This is a genomic window from Mitsuokella sp. AF33-22 (assembly GCF_003475755.1).
In the GTDB taxonomy this organism is placed as follows: Bacteria; Bacillota; Negativicutes; order Selenomonadales; family Selenomonadaceae; genus Mitsuokella.
Genome location: NZ_QRQA01000001.1, coordinates 121654 through 138387 on the forward strand (window position 1 = coordinate 121654; position 16734 = coordinate 138387).

Below are 16734 nucleotides of genomic sequence, written 5' to 3' on the forward strand. Positions count from 1 at the left end.
TTTTTGTCTTTTTAACTATTGACTTTTTGTTTTTATCGGTGTATATTCTTAATAGATTCAAAGTTAGCACTCAGACAGCAAGAGTGCTAACAGCAAAAGATCATAGAGAGAGGAGGCAGGCAGATGGCTGACGAATTGGATGAACGCAAGAAACGCGTGCTGCGGGCTGTCGTCGATGATTACATCGAATCGGCAGAACCGGTCGGCTCGCGCACCCTGGCCCGCAAGTATGATCTGGGCGTCAGCCCGGCGACCATCCGCAACGAGATGGCCGATCTCGAGATGCTCGGGTATCTCGAACAGCTGCATACTTCCTCCGGCCGCATCCCTTCCTCGAAGGGATACCGCTTCTACGTCGACGGACTGATTCCTCCGAAGCCGGTGAGCGACGAGGAAAAGGTCCTGATCGACAGATGGTACAAGGCGCGGGTCAAGCGGCTCGATGAGGTCTTCCAGGAAACGGCACGAATCATCTCGCAGGTCACGAAGAATGTTTCACTGGTACTGGCCCCGCAGATGACGCAGGCTGCCTTCCGGTGCCTGCAGTTCCTGCCGCTTGATGACCAGCGCGTCATCACGGTGCTCATGACCGATGCGGGCTTCATCGAGAACAAGATTGTGCCGATGCCGCCGGGATCCAGTTTCGAGGATTTCCAGCGCATGGCGGAGGTCATCAACAAGAACCTCGCCGGTCACACGCTGGCGACAATCGAGCACGAATCCCTGCTGCGCATCCGCGATGAGATCCAGGACGAGCCGCTTTACACCTCGGCCCTTGAGATCATCAACCGGGCTCTTGACTCGGGCAGGCGCGAACGCCTCTATCTCGGCGGCACGACGCAGATGCTCGAGCAGCCGGAATTCCACGATGTGGAAAAGGTCAAGGAGACGCTGCTGATCCTCGAGAAGGAAGAACTCATGAAGGATGTCCTGCATGCCCATATGGGCGACGGCCTAGAGGTCACAATCGGCAAGGAGAATGAGGACAGCCACTTCAAGGACAGCAGCATCATCACCGCGACGTACCATCTCGATGGTGAGCTCCTGGGCACGATTGCCGTGCTGGGGCCGACGCGCATGGAGTATGCCAAGGCCATGAGCCTTTTGGAATACATGAATTCAAATCTTACAGAAGTCATCAAGCGGTTCCACTGGTAGAGCCGCAGAAGTCGTTGGGAAGAGGTGAGGGTTTTGCCATCGTTTATCAAAGACGAAATGAAAAAGAAAGATGAGCAGAAGCTGGAGGAGATGCAGCAGGAAATCAATGAGGCGGAAGCAGAAGAGGCCGCCGGTGAGACTGCTGATGATTCGGAAGCGGAAGCCACGGCATCCGATACCGAGGCTTCGGCGGAGAATCAGGAAGAGCTTGCAGCCCTGAAGGCGCAGGTCGAGAAACTGACGGCCGAACTGCAGGAAAAGAATGACCGGCTGCTCCGCCTGCAAGCGGATTTCGATAATTTCCGCCGCCGTTCCGCCAAGGAACGCGAGGAGATTTCCGCCGTGGTCACGCAGGGCTTCTGCAAGGATATGCTGCCTCTGCTCGATAATTTCGAGCGTGCCATGGCTGCAGAAACGAAGGATGTCGAGGCGTTCCAGAAGGGCGTCGAGATGATCTTCACCCAGTTCCAGGAAGTCCTCAAGAAGAACGGCCTGGAAAAGATTGAGACAGAAGGCCAGAAGTTCGATCCGAACTATCATCAGGCTGTCATGCGCATCGAGGATCCCGAGCGCGAGGACGACACCATTGCCCAGGAGCTCCAGAAGGGCTACATGGTCAAAGGACGCGTCATCCGCCCAAGCATGGTCCAGGTCGTATCCAACTGATGATGCTGGCTTCATGATATAGATGATAAAAGTTTTTTCATAAAGTTTAGGAGGATGTTACCATGTCTAAAGTAATTGGTATCGATTTAGGTACGACGAACTCCGTTGTATCTGTCATGGAAGGCGGCGAACCGACCGTCATCACGAACCCGGAAGGTAGCCGCATCACGCCGTCTGTCGTCGGTTTCACGAAGGATGGCCAGCGCCTCGTCGGTCAGCTGGCAAAGCGCCAGGCTGTATCGAACCCGGACCGCACGATCTCGTCCATCAAGCGTCATATGGGCGATCCGAACTATAAAGTAACGATTGACGGCAAGGATTACACGCCGCAGGAAATCTCGGCCATGATCCTGCAGAAGCTCAAGGGCGATGCTGAGGCCTACCTCGGCGAGACGGTCACGCAGGCCGTCATCACGGTCCCGGCTTACTTCAACGACAGCCAGCGTCAGGCTACGAAAGATGCCGGCAAGATCGCAGGCCTCGAAGTCCTGCGTATCGTCAACGAGCCGACGGCAGCAGCACTCGCTTACGGCCTCGACAAGGACAAGGATGAGACGATCCTCGTCTTCGACCTCGGCGGCGGCACGTTCGATGTCTCGATCCTCGAGCTCTCCGAGGGCACGTTCGAAGTCCAGGCCACGAATGGTGATACGCACCTCGGCGGCGATGACTTCGACCAGAAGATCATCGACTGGATGGTCGGCGAATTCAAGCAGGAGAATGGCATCGACCTTTCCCAGGACAAGATGGCTGCTCAGCGCCTCAAGGAAGCTGCTGAGAAGGCCAAGATCGAGCTCTCGAGCATGACGCAGACGAACATCAACCTGCCGTTCATCACGGCGGATGCTTCGGGCCCGAAACACCTCGACCTCACGCTGACGCGTGCAAAATTCAATGAGCTTACGAGCGACCTCGTCGAGCGCACGATGGGCCCGACGCGCAAGGCCATGGCCGATGCAGGCCTTTCGGCTGACGACATCGACAAGATCATCCTCGTCGGCGGTTCTTCCCGTATCCCGGCCGTCCAGGATGCCATCCGCAACATCCTGCACAAGGAGCCGTCGAAGGGCGTCAACCCGGATGAGTGCGTATCCGTCGGTGCTGCCATCCAGGGCGGTGTTCTTGTCGGTGAAGTCAAGGATGTCCTGCTCCTCGATGTTACGCCGCTTTCCCTCGGTATCGAGACGCTCGGCGGTGTCTGCACGAAGATCATCGAGCGCAACACGACAATCCCGACGCATAAGAGCCAGGTCTTCTCGACGGCCGCTGATAACCAGCCGTCTGTTGATATTCACGTCCTGCAGGGCGAGCGCGAGATGGCTGCCGGCAACAAGACGCTCGGCCGCTTCGAGCTCACGGATATCCCGCCGGCTCCGCGCGGAGTACCTAAGATTGAAGTTTCCTTCGATATCGATGCCAACGGCATTGTGCACGTATCCGCCAAGGACCTCGGCACGGGCAAGGAGCAGAAGATCACGATTCAGTCTGACAGCGGCATGAGCAAGGAAGATATCGACCGCATGGTCAACGAAGCCAAGGCTCATGAGGCAGAGGACAAGAAGCAGAAGGAAGCCATCGACGCCAAGAACAACGCCGACAACATGGTTTACCAGGCTGAAAAGACTATCAAGGAGCTCGGTGACAAGGCCGATGCCGGCAAGGTTTCGGAAGTCAAGGCTGCTTGCGAGAAGGTCAAAGAGGCCATCAAGAGCAATGATACGGAAGCCATCAAGAAGGCAACCGAAGAGCTGCAGAAGCCGCTCTATGAGCTCAGCGCCGCTGCTTATCAGCAGGCACAGGCTGCCGGTGCCCAGGGTGCTCAGGCTGGTACCGAGAGCGCACAGGGTGCTCAGCAGCAGAAGAAAGACGATGATGATGTCGTCGACGCCGATTACACGGAAGTCAAGGACGACAAGAAATAAGCGATTGAAGTGGTAAGAGTTGGGAGTTTGACGTGGGAAGGGCCTGGTCCCTTCCCGCAGACTCCCAATTTTTCTATAAGGGTGGTGCAACGTGAGCGAGAAACGCGATTACTATGAGGTGCTTGGCGTCGATAAGAGCGCGGATGAGAAAGAAATCAAACGCGCCTATAAGAAGCTGGCCCGTAAATATCATCCGGACCTCAATCCGGATAATCCGAAAGAGGCTGAAGCCAAATTCAAGGAAATCAATGAAGCATACGATGTCCTGAAAGACCCGAAGAAACGTGCTCAGTACGATCAGTTCGGCTCGGCTGCCTTTGACGGAACCGGTGGCTTCGGCGGCGGTGCTGGTGCCGGTGGTTTCGGCGGTTTCGGCGGCTTTGGAGGCTTCGGCGGCGGTGCCGGTACCGAAGGCTTCGGGGATATCTTCGACATGTTCTTCGGCGGTGCCGGCGGCCGTCAGGCCCGTCAGCCGGGGCCGGAGCGCGGCAATGACCTGCGTTATGATCTCGAGATTTCATTCGAGGATGCCGCTTTTGGCAAGGAAGTGGAACTCACAATCCCGCGCACGGTCGAGTGCTCTACCTGCCATGGCACGGGCGCGGCGCCGGGAACGAGTCCTGAGACCTGCTCCGTGTGCCACGGCACCGGCCAGCAGCAGGTTGTCCGTAACACAGCCTTTGGTCGCATGATGAGCAGCCAGACGTGTTCACACTGCCATGGCACGGGCAAGGTCATCAAGACGCCCTGCAAGGACTGTCATGGTACTGGCCGCAAACGCGAGACGAAGACGGTCAAGGTCGGCATCCCAAAGGGCGTCGACCAGGGTTCGCGCGTCCGCGTGTCGGGGGCCGGCGAGGCCGGCCGCAACGGCGGCGGCTACGGCGATCTCTACGTTTACATCTTTGTCAAGCCGCATAAGCTCTACAAGCGTCAGGGCAACGATGTCATCGTGGAAGTGCCGGTTACCTTCGTGCAGGCCGCACTCGGCGGCACGGTACAGGTGCCGACACTCGACGGCCCCGTCGACCTCAAGATTCCGGCAGGCATCCAGTCCGGCAAGGTCCTGCGCATCCGCAATCACGGCATCCCGTTCCTGCGCGGTTCGGGACGCGGTGACGAGCTCGTGCACATCAAGGTGCTGACGCCGCAGAATCTTTCCTCGCGCCAGAAGGAACTCCTGCGCGAATTCGGCGAGATCAGCGGCGACAAGGTCAATCCGGAGCAGAAGAGCTTCCTCGACGACCTCAAGCGCTTCTTCAAGAAATAATCTCATCGAAAAATGCCATGCGAGGCAGCTGCTTCGCATGGCATTTTTTATGCATTCAGTTGTCAGATGGAGCCATCCATCAGCCCCAGACCTCATCGGCAATCTCTTTGACGAGGGCGAGCTTGGCCCACTGCTGTGCTTCAGTGAGCTTGTTGCCAATCTCGCAGGAGGCGAAGCCGCACTGCGGGCTCAGATAAAGGTCTTCGAGCGGCACGTACTTGGCTGCCTCATGGATGCGGGCGATGATGGCCGCCTTGTCCTCAAGTTCCGGACGCTTCGTCGTGATGAGGCCGAGCACAACTTTCTTGCCCGGCGTGACCTGTTTGAGGCACGCAAAGCCGCCGGAACGCTCATCATCGAATTCGAGATAATAGGCATTGACATTTTCGCGCGTGAAGAGCGGGTCAGCAATCGGGTCGTAGGCGCCGCTGGCGAAGTAAACGGAATGGTAGTTGCCGCGGCAGACGTGCGTGTTGATGACGAGGTCGTCAGGGCTTCCCTCGATGGCGAGGTTGTTGACCGTCACGAACTGCTCGGCGAGCTTCCGGAGATCGGAACCCTCGACGTAGGCAAATTTGCCGCCTTTCTTGCCGCCGGCAGCCAGCACGCCCCAGGTGCAGTCATCGAACTGCAGGTTGCGGCAGCCCGCCGCGTAGAGGTCGCGGATGACCGTGCGGTAGCCCTGGGCAATGGCCTCGATGAGCTCCTCGTCCGTTGCATAAACCTTGTGCGTGCGCTCGATGTTGTCGGGCAGGATCAGCTGCTGGAAGAACTGGGCCGGTGCCGGGATGGTCTGCTTGGCGACGGTGTTCTCATCGGTCAGTGCCTGTACGAATTTGAAATGCTCGACAAAGGGATGATGTTCGGCAGAGAGCGGGCTCGTCAGCCAGGTGTCGTCGATCAGGGCCGGCTCGCCGTGGAAGCAGACGCCTTTATCGGTCTTCTGATGGGCGATGCCCGCAAAGCCCCACATGAAGTCGAGATGCCAGGTCGCACGGCGGAACTCGCCGTCCGTGATTACCTGGTAACCGGCTTTCTTTTGCTTGGCGACGAGATCGCGGATGCAGGTATCTTCGACGGCCTTGAGTTCTTCCTGGGAAATCGTGCCGTCCGCGAATTCCTGGCGGGCTTTTTTCAGCTCTGCCGGACGCAGGAAACTGCCGACGTAATCGTGACGGAATGGGGTGGAAAACTGCTTGCTCATAGGGATGACCTCCTGTCAATCAGATACCGGCCGGGTGTCCGGTAATCCGGTAAGTTGTTCTGTCTTTGCTGTCCGATCGGTTGATGGCTATACTTTACCGCAAATGAGGCCGCTTGAAAAATACTTAAAACCACTGCCTGGCCATAGGTTCAGACTATGGCAAAATGGGCGGGGCTGTAGTATGATGGAGCGGGAGGGGAGAATATGACACTCAATCAATTGCGTTACGTCGTGGAGGCAGCGTCATCCGGTTCCATCACGGAAGCGGCTCAGCGGCTCTTCATCACGCAGCCGAGCCTTACGGCAGCCATCCATTTGCTTGAGGAGGAGCTCGGCATTACGATTTTCCGGCGCACGAACAAGGGCATCACGCTGACGGTGAAGGGTGAGGAGTTCCTCGCCTATGCGCGGCAGATGCTCGAGCAGGAGGCGCTGATCCGGGAACGGTACAGCAGGCGGCGGCAGAAAAAGCTGCTGTTCTGCGTCTCTGCTCAGCATTATTCCTTTGCCGTGGAAGCGTTCGTCGATCTCCTGCGGGAATACGGCGGTGCCGAATATGAATTCCACATGCGGGAGACGGAGACGTACAAGATCCTGGAGGATGTGGGCGGTTTTCGCAGCGAGATCGGCATCCTCTATCTGAATCCCTATAATGAAACCATCGTGCGGCGCGCCATCGAGGATCACGGGCTCATCTTCACGCCGCTCTTCACGGCACGCCCGCATGTCTTCATCAGCAAGCACAATCCCCTGGCGGCAAAAGAGGTCATCACGCTCCCGGAGCTTGCGGAATACCCGCGCCTTTCGTATGAGCAGGGCGCGCACAATGCCTTTTACTATGCGGAGGAAATCCAGAGCACGCGTCCCGTGAAGAAGGACATCATTGTGACGGACCGGGCGACGCTTTTTAACCTGCTCATCGGTCTCGACGGCTATACGATATCAAGCGGCGTCATCAACGAGGAGCTCAATGGCCCGGATATCGTGGCGCGGCCCCTGGCCGTCGATGACTTCATGGAGATTGGCTATCTGACCCGCCGTGACATCAAGCTCAGCCGCTTCGGCAGGGTGTACATCGAGAAGCTGCGCCGGCGCGTCAGCAAGGTGGTGCCATAAAAAAAGCAGATGCACGCTGGCATCTGCTGTGATGGCACTATCTGGCTGCACGCCTGTCATCTGCCGGATCAGCCGAAAAACTCGACGATCTTGTGGATGGCGAGCGCCATGTGATTGGGGTTCTGGAAGGGATGATTGGCTCCTTCGATGGGGATGAATTCAATGACATTGTTTTCGGCAAAGGCCTTCGACTCAGCAATGGGGACCATCGCATCCTCCGTGCCATGCAGGATGAGCATGTCGTCGGCAAAGTCGAAGTATTCGTGCTCTGTGGCCTTGAAGGCGTTGAGGTCGTCGATGAAGCTCTGGTCCATCTTCATCTTGCGCTCGTAGCCGACCTGGATTTCCTTGCCCTTCTTGAGCTTGGCGCGGTCGTCGTCCGTTATGTGGTTGCTCATGGCGCGATACATATCGGTGGAGGGGCAGCGCAGCGCGATTTTCCGGAAGGGATTGCCGACTTCGATGAGGTAGCGCAGCGTCAGATAGCCGCCAAAGCTCGTAGAATAGATATAAAGATTCTCGGCTTTGAGTTCGTTCCTGGCGTACTGCGTGACGATGGTCAAATAGGTCAGGCATTCCGGTACGCTGAGCTTTTTGCGGGCGTCGGCGCCGTGGCAGGGCCAGTCGAAGGCGATGACGGCATACCCCTTGTATTTGCTCGTCAGGTGCTCGGCAAATTTCACGGTACCGGCCGTTTCCTTGCTGCTGCCGAACCCGTGCGTGACGAGGACGACGTTGGAAAATGTCCGGGTATTTTTATCGCTGTCTTTTACAAAAAGCTTGCAGCGGATGCTGAAGCCCTGCTGATTGATATCAAAGTGTTTTTCCATGGGAACCTCTCTTTTGCTGTGTAATCCGTCCCGGGGGACAGGATTAAGTATACCACAGAAGAGCGGGGATTTCTCAGTGTCTTTCGTCCTTGTTTTTTGCCGGGAGAACACGTATAATGAAATGACCATAGAAAGAAAGGAACGATGCGCTTTGAAATGGGCCGAAGTCAGTATTCGCACGACACATGAGGAAACGGATATCGTGGCGGAAATCTTCCACGATGTCGGAGCATCCGGCGTGGTCATCGAGGACCCGGAACTCCTGAACAGCTACATCGATAGCGGTCTTTTTGATTATTCCGACCTGCCGAAGGCGGAGCAGACGGAGCTTGTCACAGTCAAGGCTTATCTGCCGGCTGATGAGGAGCTCGATGCGAAGCTGCGGGCTTTTGAGCAGGGGGTCAAAGAGCTGGCACGCCGTGACGGGCGCGATGAGAAGGAAGTCGAGATCTCCTGCCAGACGGTCCAGGATGAGGACTGGGCTGACAATTGGAAGGCGTACTTTCATACGGAAAAGGTTGGCGGCCTCATTGTCATCCAGCCATCTTGGGAAGAGTATGAAGCGAGTCCCGATGACATTGTCGTGAAGCTTGACCCCGGTGCCGCTTTCGGCACGGGCACACATCCGACGACGGCCATGTGCATCCGGGCGCTCGAATCACTCGTCAAGGGCGGCATGCGCGTCTTTGATGTAGGCACGGGGTCCGGCGTGCTGGCTGTGGCTGCCGCCAAACTCGGTGCCGGCGAGGTCGTGGCGATGGATTACGACCGCACGGCCGCGCATGTCGCTGCGGAGAACGTGCAGCTGAATCACGTCGAGGACCGCGTGACGACGGGGGTCTCTGACCTGCTGAAGCAGTTTGCGGGCAAGGCGGATCTCATCATCGCCAACATCATTGCCGATATCGTCATCCGTCTCTTCGATGAGCTCGACGAACATCTGGCACCCGGCGGGCGCCTGCTGGCCTCGGGCATCATCGACGAGCGCGTGGCCGACGTCACGGAAGCTGCGATTGCGCATGGCTTCGTCATCGACCAGGTCATGGAGGAGAGCGGCTGGGCCGCCATGGTCATCAGCCGGGGGGACGAGGCATGAGAAGGCTTTTCTACAAGGGCCGCCTGGCGGAAACGATTGCCATCACGGGACCCGATGCACATCATCTCATGCATGTCATGCGCGCCAAGCCCGGTCAGGAGGTCGTGGTCGTGGATGATGCGGGCAAAGTGGGCCGCATGGAGATGGTGGCATTCTCTCCGGAAGCTGTGACGCTGAAGCTGCGCGAGGAGCTGGCCGCCGATACAGAGTCGCCGCTGGAACTCATCCTCGCGCAGTGCCTCTTGAAGGCGGACAAGATGGATACCGTCGTGCAGAAGGCCGTGGAGCTCGGCGCGACGGGCGTCATGCCCATCCGCTCGCATAACTGCGTCGTGCGCTACGACGCGAAGAAGGCCGAGAGCCGCCGCAGCCGCTGGCAGAAGATTGCCGATGAGGCGGCAAAGCAGTGCGGCCGCACTGCACTCGTCGAGGTCTGCCCGATTGCATCGCTGGCCTCATTCTGCGCGGATATGCAGCAGGAGGGGACAGAGGTTGTATTCTGCTATGAGAATGAAGAACAGGAGACGGCAAAGGCCTGCCTGCAGAAGCTGGCGGGCAAACGCATCGTGCTGCTCATCGGCCCGGAGGGCGGCTTTACGCTTGAGGAGGCTGAGGCCGTCATGGCGGCAGGCGGTCACAGCGTGACCCTTGGCCCGCGCATCCTGCGGGCGGAGACGGCGGCCATTGCCGGGCTCAGTATCGTACAATATGAAAAAGGAGATTTGGGAAGTTGAAAGTCGCTTTGACTACGCTTGGCTGCAAGGTCAATCAGTTTGAAACGGAAACCATGGAAGGCCTGTTCAAGCAGAGGGGCTACACGGTGGTGCCCTTCGAGGAAAAGGCCGATGTCTATGTCGTGAATACCTGCTCGGTCACGAGCCTCGGCGACCGCAAGAGCCGTCAGATCATCCGCCGTGCGCACCGCGAGAATGAACAGGCCATCATCGCGGTCTGCGGCTGCTACGCGCAGGTCGCGCCAAAGGAAATCGAGGCCATCGAAGGCGTGCGCGTCGTGCTCGGCACCAAGGAGCGCGCGCATATCGTCGATTACGTCGAGAAGGCCATGCAGGAAGACGGCATCCAGGGAACGATCACGGATATCATGCAGGCCAGGACGTTTGAGGATATTCCGCTCTACGACAGCCCTGAGCGCACGCGAGCCTTCCTCAAGATCGAGGACGGCTGCCAGAATTTCTGCTCGTACTGCATCATCCCGTATGCGAGGGGGCCGGTAAAATCACGTCTGCCGGAGCATGTGCGCCGCGAAGCGGAGAAGCTGGTCGCGATGGGCTTCAAGGAGATCGTGCTGACGGGCATCCATCTCGGTGCCTACGGCCGGGATCTGCCGGGGCAGGTGACGTTGGCGGATGCCTGCCGCGAGGTGCTCCAGGTGCCGGGACTCAAGCGCCTGCGCCTGGGGTCGCTGGAATCCATCGAGCTCTCGCCTGAGCTCTTTGCGCTGATTCGTGAGAACGAGCGCTTCTGCGCACATCTGCACCTGCCGCTGCAGGCGGGCTCGGACAAGGTCCTGCACGACATGAACCGCCATTACGATACGGCGGAGTTTGCGCGCCTCATCGAGCATGTCGAACATGAGGTGCCGGGCGTTGCCATCTCCACCGATATCATCGTGGGCTTCCCGGGGGAGACGGAGGAGAATTTCCAGGCGGGGCTCGATTTCGTTGAACGCATGAATTTCGCGCGCATGCACGTCTTCCCGTATTCGCGCCGCACGGGCACGCCGGCTGCCGCGCGCCGCGACCAGGTCGATGAGGCCGTCAAGAAGGAGCGCGTGCACCGCATGCAGGCGCTGGCAGACCGCAAGGCGGAGGAATTCCATGAGAGTTTCCTCGGCCGCACGATGCGCGTGCTGTTTGAGACGGAACGCGCGGGTGTGACGGACGGACTCACCGACAACTACATCCGCGTCTACACGAAGGATCCCGTGACCTGCGGCGATATCTACGAGGTCCAGCTTGATGAAATCTGGCGCGACGGCCTTCTGGGGCATGTGGTGACGCGGGACGAATAATCTTGAAAAAATCTTTTTTCAAAGAAGGTATTTTCCCGGGAATGACGAATTGTATTTAAAGATGGGTCCTCCGTGGGCCTTGAATGGTGAAGGGGGTGAATATGATGGCAGATTGTATCTTTTGCAAGATTGCACAGAAAGAGATTCCGTCCAAGCTGGTCTATGAAGATGACAGCGTCGTGGCATTCCGCGATCTGGAGCCGCAGGCCCCTGAGCATGTGCTCGTGATTCCGAAGAAGCATGTGGAAAGCCTGCTGGCGCTCAAGGATGAGGACAAGGCGCTCGTTTCCCACATCCTCGTCGATGTCATCCCGCAGCTCGCGCGCGATCTCGGTGTGGCTGAAAAGGGCTTCCGCGTCGTGGCCAATACCGGCGAGGAAGGCGGCCAGACCGTAAAGCATCTGCATTTCCACCTCCTTGGCGGCCGCTCTATGCAATGGCCCCCAGGCTGATCGGGAACGGCATTCTGTCCGTTCCGAAAACTTCAGGAGAGTGTTGACAGTGTATTATGCCCTGCGGTATAATGGTGTGGTGTAATTCTAACGACACAAACTCCCATGTTAAGTGGAGGGGGGGAAAAATAGATGGCAAACGAAATCAAAGTTGGTAAAAACGAATCGATCGATAGTGCTCTCCGCCGCTTCAAGCGTATGTCCCAGAAAGCTGGCACGCTTGCTGAAGTGAGAAAACGTGAACATTACGAGAAACCGAGCGTTCGCCGCAAGAAGAAGTCTGAGGCAGCTCGTAAACGCAAGTACAGAGGTTAATCTGTCATTTGCGCCAGGCGCCTGCGAGTTGAAAGATTCGCGGGTGCCTTTTTTAGTACGGTCGTGCAGGAAAAGAGAGGTTGATGAAGTATGTCACTGAAAGAACAGCTCACTGCTGATATGAAGGATGCCATGAAGAACCACGACAAGGACCGCTTGTCTGTCATCCGCATGGTACGCGGCGCTATCCGCCAGGCGGAGATCGACGGTGGCCACACGGAACTCGATGATGAGGCCGTCATCGGCGTCATCAGCAAGGAAGTCAAGATGCGCAAGGATTCCATCGATGAGTTCCAGAAGGGCGGCCGTGAGGATCTCGTCGCCAAGACGCAGGCCGAGATTGACGTGCTCATGCCATATCTGCCGGCTCAGCTCTCCGAGGAGGAAGTCAGGGCACTCGTCAAGGAAGCTGTCGAGAAGACTGGAGCCAAGACGCCGAAGGACATGGGCAGGGTCATGGGCATGCTGATGCCGAAGGTCAAGGGACGTGCCGATGGCAAGATGGTCAATACGATCGTCCGCAGCATGCTGCAGGGCTGAGTCGCGTTTATCCGGACAGGCGGGCCGTGGCGGGAGTGGGATGCTCCTGCCGCGGCCCGTTTTTGTGTATGGGATGGACGGAGGCATAAAGGTATTTTCCCTTACGTGTCGAATAGTATAAAACGAATACCTGTGAGCCCAAGGCTCTCAATCCGAAAGGGGGAATCCGCATGGGAATCGTGGATATGCCGCTTTTGCAGATGCTGTTGCTGGCCATCATGTTCCTGGCGATCTTTGTCGAGATCAAGACGGGCGGCATGGGCGCCGGCGTCATGCTGGGCATCGTGGCAGCCGGCGTCTTCTGGGGCAGCCAGTACGTCAAGGGACTTGTTGATCTCTATCAGATTGCCATTTTCCTGCTCGGCATCCTGTGCATCATCGTCGAGATCCTGCTGCCGACCGTTGGTCTGCTGGCCGGCGTGGGCGTGGCTGCCATGCTCTACAGCGTCGTGCTGGCGCTCGGCGGCGACATCAACGCGATTGTCGCCATGGCCGTATCCTTCGCCGCAGCCGTTGTTATCTTTGCCCTGATCGTCAAGAAACTGCCTTCGAGCAAGCTCTGGAACAAATTCGTGCTCAAGGATCAGTCGACTTCGAGCCGCGGGTACGTCAGTGCCGTCCAGGAGGATGATCTCGTGGGCAAGCGCGGCACGGTCCTGACAGAACTGCGTCCTTCCGGCTCTGCCCGCATTGACGGCCGTCCGGTGGATGTCGTGTCGGAGGGGGCGTTCATCCGCAAGGGCGAGGAAGTGGAGGTCATCTCGGTTCACGGCAGCCGCGTCGTCGTGCGGCGTACGGAATCTTCGTAAGACAAGTAGATGGAATGCATTTGGTAGGAGGCGTTTTTATGGCGATGTTAATCAGTTCCGGTTTTATCCTCGTGCTCATCGTGGCTGTGGTCATGCTCTTTCTGCACTTTGTGCCGCTGGGGCTCTGGATCTCGGCTCTGGCTGCCGATGTCCACGTCAGCATCATCACGCTCGTAGGCATGCGCATGCGCCGCGTGCCGCCAAGCAAGATCATCCTGCCGCTCATAAAGGCGAACAAGGCAGGACTCGATGTGGTGGTCAATCAGCTTGAGGCGCATTATCTGGCAGGCGGCAATGTCGACAAGGTCGTCGATGCCCTCATCGCGGCACACCGCGCCCAGATTCCGCTCCCCTTTGAGCGCTCTGCCGCCATCGACCTCGCAGGCCGCGATGTGCTCGAGGCCGTGCAGATGAGCGTCAACCCGAAGGTCATCGAGACACCGGTGGTTTCGGCCGTTGCACGCAACGGCATCGAGCTCAAGATCAAGGCGCGCGTCACGGTGCGCGCGAACATCGACCGTCTCGTGGGCGGTGCCGGTGAGCCGACCATCATCGCGCGTGTCGGCGAGGGCATTGTCACGACCGTCGGTTCTTCGGAAAGCCACAACGATGTGCTGGCAAACCCGGATGATATCAGCAAGACGGTGCTTGGCAAGGGCCTTGATGCCGGTACGGCGTTTGAGATCCTTTCCATCGATATCGCTGACGTCGATGTCGGACGCAACATCGGTGCCGAGCTCCAGACGGACCAGGCGGAGGCTGACAAGCGCATTGCGCAGGCCAAGGCTGAGGAACGCCGTGCGATGGCCGTGGCCAAGGAGCAGGAGATGAAGGCGTATACGCAGGAAATGGAGGCCAAGGTCGTAGAGGCCCAGGCCGAAGTACCGCATGCCATGGCGGAAGCGCTGCGCAGTGGCCGTCTCGGCGTCATGGATTATTACAACCTCAACAATGTCCAGGCCGATACGGATATGCGCAATGCCATCAGTACAGCTGGTGCAACCGATAAGATGAAGCCTGCCAAGCCGGTCAAGTGATGACAGAGCGGGGCAGAACAGCATAAAAGAGAGGTGCAGCATATGGATTCTTCTCTTCTCGTCATCATCCTCTTTGCTTTGTTTGCCATTGTCATGGACCGGCTGGGAAAGAAAGGCAGGAAGCTGCCGCGCGCGCCGAAGCGACCGGAGCCATCTGCGACGCTGCCGCCGCCTTTGCCGCGGCCGTGGCCGTCGCAGCGGGGCGGGCAGACAGAATCCGCGAAGGGGCGGCTTGGCTTCAAGATACCCGAAATCAAGGGAGCACCCCCGGCACCCGGCCATATCGATGCCGGTGGTGTTTACCGCGAGGCGGGAGCCGTGCTCAAGGAACAGCATGAACTGCAGCAGGAAGAGCAGGCAGCCAGACGCCATCATGAGGCGTATGAACAGGCCAAACGGCTGGAGGAAGCGCGCATCCGTGCGGAGGAACAGGCCGTTTATACAAGGGATGCGAAGATTCCACAGGGGGATGCTGGCGGCCCTCGGACAATCCTGCCGGTGCTGACGCCGGAATCGGCACAGCAGGCCGTTGTCCTCGCGGAAATCCTCGGCGAGCCGCGCGCCCACCGTCCGGGGCGCTGGCAGCAGCATCACAGGCATGAATGAGGAAGATTTTTGAGCGCCTGCCAGAAATGGCAGGCTTTTTCGATGACAAAAGGAGCAAAGTGTAGTAAAATTATAGAATGCATCGTGTATCATAAATGAGGTATAAATAACGAGTAAGGTTTTGTAGGTGATGAATTTGTCAAACCACATGTTTGATGTGATAAAAAGTGACCTGGAGGTCCTGGAAGAAGGTCTTTTGGAAGCAGTTTCTTCTGAAAATGACTTGGTGACAGAAGTGGGCACGCATCTGGTGACATCGGGCGGCAAGCGGATCCGTCCGGCGCTTTGCCTGCTTTCTGCCCATGGAGGGCCGTCCTTTGAGCTCGCGCATGTCCTGCCTCTGGCTGAGGCTCTGGAACTCATTCATACGGCTTCCCTGGTCCATGACGATGTCATCGATGAAGCCGATACGCGCCGCGGTTCGGAGACGGCCAATGCCCGCTGGGGAAATCAGGTTGCCATCCTTTCAGGGGATTACATCTTTGCACGGGCCTTCCATCTGATTGCCAATCAGGGATACGGAGAGCGCGTCTCCATGCGCCTGGCAGAACTCGTCTGCAACCTCAGTGTCGGTGAGATCATCCAGGACCATGCAGTCTACCAGGCATCGCGCGGCATGGACGACTATTATGAGCGCATCCAGAAGAAGACGGCCGATTTCCTTGAGATCTGCTGCGAGCTCGGCGCTCTCGTGGGCGGTGCTTCGGTGGAAGCAGCGGCAAAGCTCGCGGAGTACGGTCATTCCATCGGCATGGCATTTCAGATCACGGATGATTTGCTCGACATTGAGCAGACGTCGGAGAAAATCGGCAAGCCGGCGGGCAATGACATCCGCCAGGGCATCGTGACGCTGCCCGTCATCCGTGCGCTTGAGACGAGCCCTGACGCGGAGGAACTCCGTGCCATTGTCACGGATATGGATATGACGGATGAGATGGTCGAGCGTGCGCTTGCCATCGTCAAGGCCACCGATGCCGTGGACTTTGCCAAGGACAAGGCCGATGAATACCTGGCGCATGCCAAGGAAGTATTGCCGGAGGAACTGCCGGAGGAAATCCGCGAAGCCTATGTCATGGTGGCTGATTTTATTGGCGACCGCGACTTTTAAGGGATGGCAGGACCCTGCTGAGATTTCTCGATTCATGGAGGAACGATTATGTTTGGAATTGGTGTACCGGAACTGGTACTCATCTTGATCATTGGACTCATCGTCTTCGGCCCCGGCAAACTTCCGGAAATGGGCCGCACGCTTGGCAAGGGCATCCAGGAATTCCGCAAGGCTTCCAATGCGCTGTCGCAGGCCATCAATGCACCGGAGCAGCCGGCACAGCCGCCAGTCCCTCCCGCGCAGCCTGCGGCACAGGCGCCAGCTGCACCGGTACAGCCGGCAGCTCCGGCCAGCGCCCCGGTGCAGCCGGCCGCACCGGTTCCCGCACAGCCGGCTGCCAGCCCGCAGGCACAGCAGCCTGCAGCAGCCGGTCCGCAGGCAGCCGGACAGGCGCCTCAGCAGCCCACTGCTTATCAGGCACCGACGCAGGAGAGTGTGCGCCAGCAGCTGGCTGCCACGCAGAGCGGGGCAGAGCAGAAAAAAGATTGAGGGAAGGGCGCACCGTTGCGCCCTTTTTCTATTATATGGGGACTCGTAATAAACGAAAATTATAAGAGATGGATGCGGCGATGT

18 protein-coding genes are annotated in these 16734 nt (G+C 58.1%); 16 read left to right on the top strand and 2 right to left on the bottom strand.

Annotation, left to right across the window (positions count from 1 at the left end):
- Nucleotides 1–123: 123 nt before the first annotated feature.
- From hrcA to dnaJ, 4 genes are all read left to right on the top strand, one after another.
- Nucleotides 124–1158, top strand: coding sequence for a heat-inducible transcriptional repressor HrcA (gene hrcA / locus DWZ54_RS00675; protein WP_118474082.1), 1035 nt, complete (start codon nucleotides 124–126; stop codon nucleotides 1156–1158).
- A gap of 33 nt (nucleotides 1159–1191) precedes the next feature.
- A complete protein-coding gene (grpE, locus tag DWZ54_RS00680; protein ID WP_370245699.1) occupies nucleotides 1192–1824 on the top strand; it encodes a nucleotide exchange factor GrpE in 633 nt (210 codons plus the stop codon).
- 62 nt (nucleotides 1825–1886) lie between these two features.
- The gene (gene dnaK / locus DWZ54_RS00685; RefSeq protein ID WP_118015180.1) at nucleotides 1887–3746 is read left to right on the top strand and encodes a molecular chaperone DnaK; all 1860 of its coding nucleotides are present in this window, start codon (nucleotides 1887–1889) and stop codon (nucleotides 3744–3746) included.
- Between the two features lie 91 nt (nucleotides 3747–3837).
- Entirely contained in the window at nucleotides 3838–5016 is a 1179-nt protein-coding gene (gene dnaJ, locus DWZ54_RS00690; RefSeq protein ID WP_118015179.1) for a molecular chaperone DnaJ, read from the top strand.
- Between the two features lie 79 nt (nucleotides 5017–5095).
- Here the strand turns inward: dnaJ and DWZ54_RS00695 are convergent, their stop codons facing one another.
- Nucleotides 5096–6220 carry a 5-methyltetrahydropteroyltriglutamate--homocysteine S-methyltransferase gene (locus tag DWZ54_RS00695; RefSeq protein WP_118474083.1) on the bottom strand — a complete coding sequence of 375 codons (1125 nt, stop codon included), beginning with the start codon at nucleotides 6218–6220 and terminating at the stop codon, nucleotides 5096–5098.
- 204 nt (nucleotides 6221–6424) lie between these two features.
- Here DWZ54_RS00695 and DWZ54_RS00700 point away from each other — a divergent pair, with 204 nt between their 5' ends.
- Complete coding sequence (locus DWZ54_RS00700) at nucleotides 6425–7336, top strand: LysR family transcriptional regulator (protein WP_118474084.1); 912 nt, start codon at nucleotides 6425–6427, stop codon at nucleotides 7334–7336.
- A gap of 68 nt (nucleotides 7337–7404) precedes the next feature.
- On the opposite strand, the gene DWZ54_RS00705 is transcribed toward DWZ54_RS00700, so the two are convergent.
- A complete protein-coding gene (locus DWZ54_RS00705; protein ID WP_118474085.1) occupies nucleotides 7405–8166 on the bottom strand; it encodes a S9 family peptidase in 762 nt (253 codons plus the stop codon).
- A 151-nt stretch (nucleotides 8167–8317) separates the two neighbouring features.
- On the opposite strand from DWZ54_RS00705, the gene prmA reads away from it, so the two are divergent.
- The 11 genes from prmA (at nucleotide 8318) to tatA (ending at nucleotide 16650) form a co-directional block, all read left to right on the top strand.
- Nucleotides 8318–9262, top strand: coding sequence for a 50S ribosomal protein L11 methyltransferase (prmA, locus tag DWZ54_RS00710; RefSeq protein ID WP_199663139.1), 945 nt, complete (start codon nucleotides 8318–8320; stop codon nucleotides 9260–9262).
- A complete protein-coding gene (locus DWZ54_RS00715; protein WP_118474087.1) occupies nucleotides 9259–9996 on the top strand; it encodes a 16S rRNA (uracil(1498)-N(3))-methyltransferase in 738 nt (245 codons plus the stop codon). Before prmA ends, DWZ54_RS00715 begins: the two co-directional genes overlap by 4 nt.
- Nucleotides 9993–11294: a tRNA (N(6)-L-threonylcarbamoyladenosine(37)-C(2))-methylthiotransferase MtaB gene (gene mtaB / locus DWZ54_RS00720; protein ID WP_118474088.1), complete on the top strand. Its 1302-nt coding sequence runs from the start codon at nucleotides 9993–9995 to the stop codon at nucleotides 11292–11294. The genes DWZ54_RS00715 and mtaB overlap by 4 nt, the downstream gene beginning before the upstream one ends.
- Nucleotides 11295–11398: 104 nt before the next feature.
- On the top strand, nucleotides 11399–11746 hold the full coding sequence (locus DWZ54_RS00725; protein ID WP_118015172.1) for a histidine triad nucleotide-binding protein: 348 nt from the start codon (nucleotides 11399–11401) through the stop codon (nucleotides 11744–11746).
- 132 nt (nucleotides 11747–11878) lie between these two features.
- The gene (rpsU, locus tag DWZ54_RS00730; RefSeq protein WP_005841552.1) at nucleotides 11879–12061 is read left to right on the top strand and encodes a 30S ribosomal protein S21; all 183 of its coding nucleotides are present in this window, start codon (nucleotides 11879–11881) and stop codon (nucleotides 12059–12061) included.
- Nucleotides 12062–12151: 90 nt separating this feature from the next.
- Nucleotides 12152–12601 (top strand): GatB/YqeY domain-containing protein, encoded by a 450-nt coding sequence (locus DWZ54_RS00735; RefSeq protein ID WP_118015171.1) that lies wholly within the window; start codon nucleotides 12152–12154, stop codon nucleotides 12599–12601.
- Between the two features lie 170 nt (nucleotides 12602–12771).
- A complete protein-coding gene (locus DWZ54_RS00740) occupies nucleotides 12772–13410 on the top strand; it encodes an NfeD family protein (protein WP_118015531.1) in 639 nt (212 codons plus the stop codon).
- A 38-nt stretch (nucleotides 13411–13448) separates the two neighbouring features.
- Nucleotides 13449–14447, top strand: coding sequence for a flotillin-like protein FloA (gene floA, locus DWZ54_RS00745; RefSeq protein WP_118474089.1), 999 nt, complete (start codon nucleotides 13449–13451; stop codon nucleotides 14445–14447).
- 42 nt (nucleotides 14448–14489) lie between these two features.
- Nucleotides 14490–15053: a hypothetical protein gene (locus DWZ54_RS00750; protein WP_118474090.1), complete on the top strand. Its 564-nt coding sequence runs from the start codon at nucleotides 14490–14492 to the stop codon at nucleotides 15051–15053.
- A gap of 148 nt (nucleotides 15054–15201) precedes the next feature.
- Nucleotides 15202–16161, top strand: coding sequence for a polyprenyl synthetase family protein (locus DWZ54_RS00755; protein ID WP_118015534.1), 960 nt, complete (start codon nucleotides 15202–15204; stop codon nucleotides 16159–16161).
- Nucleotides 16162–16209: 48 nt separating this feature from the next.
- Nucleotides 16210–16650, top strand: a complete 441-nt coding sequence (tatA, locus tag DWZ54_RS00760; RefSeq protein WP_118474091.1) for a twin-arginine translocase TatA/TatE family subunit — start codon at nucleotides 16210–16212, stop codon at nucleotides 16648–16650.
- Nucleotides 16651–16734: the final 84 nt, after the last annotated feature.